Consider the following 7522-nt stretch of genomic DNA (forward strand, 5'->3'; position numbering starts at 1 on the left):
CAACGGTTTGCCTAGACGATAAAGGCCGCCGTTGCGCCGAACACGCATAAGGCATATATGTATATGCATATAAAAAGGGCAAGCCGCGCGGCTTGCCCCTCGTGTGTGCACCGTGACCGTGCGGTCAGTCATCCAGCGGCGCGAAGATCGCCTGCAGGTCTTCCTGCGTGAGGGCCATCTTCTGCGATTCGCCTTCGGCAAGGATCGATTGCGCCAGCTCCGATTTCTTTTGCTGCAGCAGCTGGATCTTTTCTTCCAGCGTGCCTTTCGCGATGAGCTTGTACACGAACACGGGTTTGTCCTGCCCGATACGCCAGGCGCGGTCCGTCGCCTGGTTCTCGGCCGCCGGGTTCCACCACGGGTCGTAGTGGATCACGGTGTCGGCCGCCGTCAGGTTCAGGCCCACGCCTCCGGCCTTCAGGCTGATCAGGAAGATCGGCACGGCGCCCTGCTGGAACGCGGCGACCTGCGCGGAGCGGTCGCGCGTCTCGCCCGTCAGGAGCGCGTACGGGATGTTGCGCGCGTCGAGTTCTTCTTCGATGAGGGCCAGCATGCTCGTGAACTGCGAGAACACGAGAATCTTGCGGCCCTCGCCCAGCAGGTCGTCGACCATCTGCATCAGGTCGACGAGCTTCGCGGACACGGCCGCCGTGTTCTTCTTGCCCGGCATCGCCTTCACGAGGCGCGGGTCGCAGCAGACCTGGCGCAGCTTCAACAGGGCTTCCAGGATGACGATCTGGCTGCGCGCGACGCCCTTGCGGTCGATCTCCTCGCGCACCTTCCTGTCCATCGCCAGGCGCACCGTCTCGTACAGGTCGCGCTGCGGCCCGCTGATCTCGATGCGGCGGATCATCTCCGTCTTTTCCGGCAGCTCCTTCGCCACGTTGTCCTTCGTCCGGCGCAGCAGGAACGGCTTGATGCGGCGGTTCAGCAGCATCCGGCGCACGGGGTCGTCCTGGCGCTCGATCGGGTGGCGGAACTGCGTGTTGAACGTCTTCTCGTCACCGAGCAGGCCCGGCAGCAGGAAGTGGAATTGCGACCACAGCTCGCCCAGGTGGTTTTCCAGCGGCGTGCCGGACAGGCACAGGCGATGGCGCGCGTTCAGCGAGCCGGCCGTCTGCGCCGCCTTCGAGCGCGTGTTCTTGATGTAATGCGATTCGTCCAGGATCACGAGATGGTACTGGTGCTCGCGCAGCTTTTCCTCGTCGCGCGGCAGCAGTGCATACGTCGTCAGCACGATGTCGGCGCCATCGATCTGGTCGAACAGGTCCATGCGCTCCTTGCCCTGCAACAGCAGGACCTTCAGGTCCGGCGCGAAGCGCGCGGCTTCTTCCATCCAGTTCGTCATGAGGCTCGTCGGCGCGATGACGAGCGCCGGATTCGTGAGGCGGCCCGCTTCCTTTTCCGTCAGGATGTGCGCGATCGTCTGCACCGTCTTGCCGAGACCCATGTCGTCGGCGAGGATGCCGCCGAAGTCGTATTCGCGCAGGAACTGCATCCACGCGAGACCGTCGAGCTGGTAGTCTCGCAAGGTGGCTTGCAGGCCCTTCGGCGGATCGACCTTCTTGACCTTGCCGAACTGCGACAGCTTGCGGCCCGTTTCGCGCAGGCGCTCGCCGCCCGTCCAATTGAGCTCGGTGCCTTTCGCGAGTTCTTCCAGGCGCGCGGCGTCCAACGTGGACAGGCGAACCTTGTTCTTGATCTTGTCGTTGAAATACAGCTCGCCCAACGTGGACAGGATCGGCTTGACGCGGCCCCACGGCAGCGCCACGCGCACGCCGTCGGGCAACGTCGCGAGCATCTGGTCGGCCTCCGCGTGCGCGGCCAGCACGTCCGGGTTGAAGTCCAGCGGCGCCGTGCGGATCAATTGCACGAGCACGGGCAGCAGCGGCACGCGCTTGCGGTTGACGACGATACCGAGCTCCAGCTCGAACCAGGCGTTGCCGGCTTCGGGCGGCTCGTCGATGTCGGCGTACCAGTCTTCGACCGGCACGACGTCGTAGCGGTATTTCGGCGACTTCTGCACGTGCCAGCCGAGGTCGGACAGCGCGTCGAGGTCGTTCTCGGCGAAGCGCAGCCAGTGCGCCTGGCCATCGAGCAGCTGCGCGCCGGACAGCGCGGACAGCGGCGCCGTCGCGGGCTTGCGGAAGCCCAGCTTCTGCAGCGTGTCCAGCGCGGCGGCTTCCTGCGCTTCGTCGCGCTGGATGATCTCGGTGACGTCGCCGATCTGACGCACAACGCGCTGCGCGGGGTCGAACGAGATGCGCTGGCCGTCGTAGTCGAACGACAGCACGGCGAAGTCCTGCCAGCGCTGGCCATTACCTTCGGCTTGCGGGATCGCGTCGAGCAGCAGGTGCGGTTGCGGTTTCACGTCGGTGCGCAGGCGCTGCGTCAGGGGCTGCGGCAGCGGCATCAGTTGTTGCAGGCCGTGCGCCAGCAGCAGTTGCGACACGCGTTTCTTGTCGTTGCCCGCGAGCGGCGGCGCCTGCGACACGAGCGCCTGCAAGTCGGCCAGCGAGATGTCGATGCCGCCGCGGTTCAAGTCCAGCGGGCCGCACGACAGGTTGTCGATATACCACGGGGGATCGGTCGGCAGCATGTAGTCGACGAGGTCGGCGCCGGGATGCGTCACACCTTTCGCGGGCTCCACCGACCACCCGAGCTTGGCCGCGCGGCCTTCGTCGCGCCACGTGAGCGTGGCCTTGCGCACGGGGCCGGCCTGCAGCGGATACAGCAAGCCGTTGGTCATGTCGGACCACGAGTTCGCCCACAGCAGTTTTCCCTGATCGAGCAATTGCTGCAGCAGGATGGCGCCGACCTTGCCCTTCGGCTCCGTCGCGCTCGTGCTCTGGTTGGAGCCGCTGCGCATGGCGATGAAGAAGCGCACGAGGTCTTCGTCGTCGCCTTCGAGGTAGGCGGGCGGCGCCGACAGCAGCGAGAACACCTCGCTCACCGGGCTGGCTGCGGCCACGTCGCCGTTCGGGCGCAGACGCGCCTTGCACAGGCAGACCGCGACGTGGCGTCCGCCGCTCGTCGGGGCCATGACATAAACGAATTTGTACTGGACTGCCTTGGGATCAGCGACTTCCGCGGTCAGCTTCGGTTGCGGATGCGCTGCCGCCTCGACCCTTTGCAGCCAGCTCAACACCGGTGCGGGCAAGGCCGGAGAGCGCGCGGGCGCTCGAGTGGGCGGTGCGTCGCTGGTGTCGTCGCGTGGGAAATCAACTGTGTGCATGGGTCTCACGAGTCTGTATTTGAAAAAACAACAATATCCATTATCCGCCATGCGTCCTGTTCTGTTTTGTTAGGAGTCGCACGTTGCAGCTAAAACTTTACGAGCCGAAAGGTGTAGAAGTTACACTTTGCCGGGCTGCTTTGCCAGCCCCCCATCAAGCATTTTTGCGTTTATTCGGTATCCAGCGTCAAGACGCAAAGCCTGCCGGGCGGTGCGACCGCATCTGCGTTGGTCACGCGCCACATGTCGCTGACCGTCGTGCGAACGCGCGAATGCGCCGCCCAACCCGACATGTTACGGCATCCGGCGAGCCGCGCCTACTCCACATCGGCACAGGTAGCGCTGCCAGGGCGTTTCGGATTGGGTCGCGGCGGGCGCGCACGAGATGGCGCGCCGTGTCAAGACTGGCGCATCGCCCGCGATTGCGTATCATTGCCCGTTCGATTCACCGACCACCGTAATCACCCATGCTGCCTTCGATCGAACAACGCCTCGCTCAAGAACTGTCCGCCAAACCGGCACAGGTGGCCGCCGCCATCGCCCTGCTCGACGAAGGCGCGACCGTCCCCTTCATTGCCCGCTACCGCAAGGAAGCGACGGGCGGCCTCGACGACATCCAGCTGCGCCTGCTGGAAGAGCGCCTGCGCTACCTGCGCGAACTGGAAGACCGCCGCGCCGCCGTCATCGCCTCCATCACGGAGCAGAACAAGATGACCCCGGAACTGCTGCAGGCGATCTCGCTCGCTGAAGACAAGACCCGGCTGGAAGACCTGTACCTGCCGTACAAGCAGAAGCGCCGCACGAAGGCCCAGATCGCGATCGAGGCCGGCCTGAAACCGCTGGCCGACGACCTGCTCGACGACCCTTCGCGCGATCCGGAAGCCGAGGCCGCGAAGTATCTGCGCGACGCATTCACGAACGCGGACGGCGTCGCGAACCCCGGCGTGGCCGACACGAAGGCCGCGCTGGACGGCGCGCGCCAGATCCTGATGGAGCGCTTCGCGGAAGACGCGGAACTGCTGCAATCGCTGCGCGAATACGTGCAGGAGCATGGCGTCGTCGAATCGAAGGTCGTCGACGGCAAGCAGGAGGAAGGCGAGAAATTCGCCGACTACTTCGATTACTCGGAGACGCTCGGCACCATCCCGTCGCACCGCGCGCTGGCGCTGATGCGCGGCCGCCGCGAGGGTATCCTGGACGTCACGTTGCGCCTCGACTCCGAGCCGGAAAAGCCGAAGTGGGACGCGCCGCACAACCCGTGCGAAAGCCGCATCGCCGCGCGCTTCGGCATCAAGGGCGCCGGCCGTCCCGCCGACAAATGGCTGCTCGACACGGCGCGCTGGACGTGGCGCGTGAAGAGCTTCATGTACATCGAGACGGAGCTGATGGGGCTTCTCCGTGAAAAGGCGGAGAGCGATGCGATCCACGTGTTCGCACGCAACCTGAAAGACCTGCTGCTCGCCGCGCCCGCGGGCCCGCGCGCGACGATGGGTCTCGACCCGGGCCTGCGCACGGGCGTCAAGGTCGCCGTCGTCGACGCGACGGGCAAGGTCGTGGACACGACCGCCATCTACCCGCACGCGCCCCGCAACGACTGGGACGGTTCGCTGCACACCTTGGCCAAGCTCGCCGCGAAGCACAACGTCTCCCTGATCTCGATCGGCAACGGCACGGCGTCGCGCGAGACGGATAAACTCGCGCAAGACCTGATCAAGCAGCATCCGGAATTGAAGCTGACGAAGATCGTCGTGTCGGAAGCCGGCGCGTCGGTGTACTCGGCGTCGGAATTTGCGTCGCGCGAATTGCCGGAGCTGGACGTGTCGCTGCGCGGCGCCGTCTCCATCGCACGCCGCCTGCAGGACCCGCTGGCGGAGCTGGTGAAAATCGATCCGAAGTCGATCGGCGTGGGCCAGTACCAGCACGACGTGTCGCAGACGCAGCTCGCGCGCCAGCTCGACGCCGTCGTCGAGGATTGCGTGAACGCGGTCGGCGTGGACGTCAACACGGCGTCGGCGCCGCTGCTCGCGCGCGTGTCGGGGCTGTCGTCGAGTGTCGCGCAAAGCATCGTCAACTACCGCGACCAGCAGGGTGCGTTTGCCTCGCGCGCCGCGTTGAAGAAGGTGCCGCGCCTGGGAGATAAGACGTTCGAACTGGCGGCGGGCTTCTTGCGCATCGTGAACGGCGACAATCCGCTCGACGCGTCGGCCGTGCACCCGGAATCGTACCCGGTCGTCGAGAAAATCCTGGCCGACATCCAGAAGGATATCAAGGCCGTCATCGGCGACAGCGCGCTGGTAAAACGCCTGAATCCGGCGAAGTATGCGGACGATAAATTCGGCGTGCCGACCGTGACCGACATTTTAAAAGAACTGGAAAAGCCGGGCCGCGACCCGCGTCCGGAATTCACGACGGCCACGTTCAAGGAAGGCGTCGAGGAGATTGCGGACCTGCGCCCGGACATGATCCTGGAAGGCGTCGTCACAAACGTCGCTGCGTTCGGCGCGTTCGTCGACATCGGCGTGCACCAGGATGGCCTCGTGCACATCTCGGCGCTGTCGAACACGTTCGTCAAAGACCCGCACAGCGTGGTCAAGGCGGGCCAGGTCGTGAAGGTCAAAGTGCTCGAGGTGGACGTCAAGCGCAAGCGCATCGCGCTCACGATGCGCTTGTCGGACAGCGCGCCGCAGCCGGGGTCGCAGCCGAACCAGCGCGCGGATCGCGATGACCGCAAGCGCATGGCGGATCACCAAAATAAGCATCAGAAGCAGGAACGTGCGGCGGCGCCGAGTGGCGGTGCGATGGCGGCGGCGTTCGCCAAGCTCAAGCGTTAATTCGTGGGTGGGCGGCCCCTCCGCCCGCGCGGACGCCGACGTGACGCAACCGTCCGCGTGGGCACGCATTTCAAGCCCCCGGCTTGAAATGCCCCACCCTACGGGCCCGGAGCGCCTTATGCCGGCGTCCCGGTTTTCTTATAAAATGCCGTTATCTATCCCATTCTCACCAAAGGCAGAACCAAATGAGCGACGTACAAACCTGGATCAAAGAGACCGTGACCAACACGCCCGTCGTGCTGTTCATGAAGGGCACGGCCCAGTTCCCGCAATGCGGTTTTTCCGGCCGCGCGATCCAAATCCTGAAGGCTTGCGGCGTCGATAACATCGCCACCGTGAACGTGCTGGAAGATGCGGACGTCCGCCAGGGCATCAAGGAATACTCGAACTGGCCGACCATTCCGCAGCTGTACGTGAACGGCGAATTCGTCGGCGGTTCCGACATCATGACGGAAATGTACGAGTCCGGCGAACTGCAAGCCCTGCTCAAGAAGAATGGCTGATGCCGGCCCGCGCCGGATCGTCGTCGCCATCACGGGCGCGACCGGCGCGATCTATGGCGTGCAGCTGCTGAAACGGCTGTCCGCCACCCCGGGCGTCGAGACGCACCTCGTCATTTCCGACGCCGCAACCCTCACCCTGCACCAGGAAGTCGGCCTGCAACGGCGCGACGTGGAAGCGCTCGCCCATGTCGTGCACCGCAACCGCGAGATCGGCGCCTCGATCGCCAGCGGCTCGTTCCCGACGGACGGCATGGTGATTGCCCCCTGTTCGATGAAGACCCTGGCCGCCGTCGCGCATGGCTTGTCGGACAACCTGATAGCGCGCGCCGCCGACGTCGTGTTGAAGGAACGCCGCCGCCTGGTGCTGATGGTGCGCGAGACGCCGTTCAACCTGGCGCACCTGCGCAATATGACCGCGGTGACGGAAATGGGCGGCATCGTGTTCCCGCCGCTGCCGAGCTTCTACAATCGCCCCGCCACGATCGCCGAGATGGTCGACCACACGGTCGCGCGCGTCATGGACTTGCTGGGCGTGGCGAACGACCTCGCGCCGCGCTGGAGCGGCATGAGGAACGATGTGCCGAAAGACGACGGCAGCGTCTAGCTGCGTTCGCCGAACAGGTCTTTCTCGGCCTGTCTCTGTTCTCTTGCGTCTTCGATTTTTCTGCGCTGCTCGTTACGCTTGCGCATGATTTCTGCGTGCTGGGCCGCCGTCATCGGCGGTGTGGTCATGAGATCCTTCAACTGCGCGGTGTTGCTGTAGTTATTAATCATGAGGCGACTGCATCCTTATTGACCGATAACACTCGGGTACGTTGAAAACCCACGGTTTTCGAAGGTACCCGCTGGCGGGCGCCAGCCAGGAACGCGAACTCGACCATTTTCGGCGTTCCGTTAGCGTTACCGATTATGCGCGAGACTCGGCCATTTGTGCGGCCTGTCGCAGAAAAAAA

The 7522-nt window shown here is 64.7% G+C and carries 5 protein-coding genes; 3 read left to right on the top strand and 2 right to left on the bottom strand.

Features of this window, described 5'->3' with window-relative positions; translation table 11 throughout:
* Positions 1-124: 124 nt before the first annotated feature.
* Positions 125-3235: a DEAD/DEAH box helicase gene (locus NX784_RS27025; RefSeq protein ID WP_258819768.1), complete on the bottom strand. Its 3111-nt coding sequence runs from the start codon at positions 3233-3235 to the stop codon at positions 125-127.
* A 467-nt stretch (positions 3236-3702) separates the two neighbouring features.
* Between NX784_RS27025 and NX784_RS27030 the strand changes: the two genes are divergently transcribed.
* The 3 genes from NX784_RS27030 to NX784_RS27040 all read left to right on the top strand — a co-directional run bounded on the left by NX784_RS27030 (position 3703) and on the right by NX784_RS27040 (position 7173).
* The gene (locus NX784_RS27030; protein ID WP_258819769.1) at positions 3703-6066 is read left to right on the top strand and encodes a Tex family protein; all 2364 of its coding nucleotides are present in this window, start codon (positions 3703-3705) and stop codon (positions 6064-6066) included.
* 185 nt (positions 6067-6251) lie between these two features.
* Positions 6252-6569, top strand: a complete 318-nt coding sequence (grxD, locus tag NX784_RS27035; RefSeq protein WP_166861917.1) for a Grx4 family monothiol glutaredoxin — start codon at positions 6252-6254, stop codon at positions 6567-6569.
* Positions 6562-7173, top strand: coding sequence for a UbiX family flavin prenyltransferase (locus NX784_RS27040; RefSeq protein ID WP_258819770.1), 612 nt, complete (start codon positions 6562-6564; stop codon positions 7171-7173). Before grxD ends, NX784_RS27040 begins: the two co-directional genes overlap by 8 nt.
* Here the strand turns inward: NX784_RS27040 and NX784_RS27045 are convergent.
* Positions 7170-7343, bottom strand: a complete 174-nt coding sequence (locus NX784_RS27045; protein WP_258819771.1) for a hypothetical protein — start codon at positions 7341-7343, stop codon at positions 7170-7172. The genes NX784_RS27040 and NX784_RS27045 overlap by 4 nt on opposite strands.
* Between the last annotated feature and the right edge of the window lie 179 nt (positions 7344-7522).

Origin of the sequence: Massilia pinisoli (assembly GCF_024753285.1) — a bacterium.
GTDB classification, from domain to species: Bacteria; Pseudomonadota; Gammaproteobacteria; order Burkholderiales; family Burkholderiaceae_D; genus Telluria; species Telluria pinisoli.

What these genes read in the sequence shown, in the direction of transcription:
- grxD (WP_166861917.1), top strand. Translation starts at nt 6,252, where the DNA reads ATGAGCGACGTACAAACCTGGATCAAAGAGACCGTGACCAACACGCCC.
- NX784_RS27030 (WP_258819769.1), top strand. Translation starts at nt 3,703, where the DNA reads ATGCTGCCTTCGATCGAACAACGCCTCGCTCAAGAACTGTCCGCCAAA.
- NX784_RS27045 (WP_258819771.1), bottom strand. Translation starts at nt 7,343, where the DNA reads ATGATTAATAACTACAGCAACACCGCGCAGTTGAAGGATCTCATGACC.
- NX784_RS27025 (WP_258819768.1), bottom strand. Translation starts at nt 3,235, where the DNA reads ATGCACACAGTTGATTTCCCACGCGACGACACCAGCGACGCACCGCCC.
- NX784_RS27040 (WP_258819770.1), top strand. Translation starts at nt 6,562, where the DNA reads ATGGCTGATGCCGGCCCGCGCCGGATCGTCGTCGCCATCACGGGCGCG.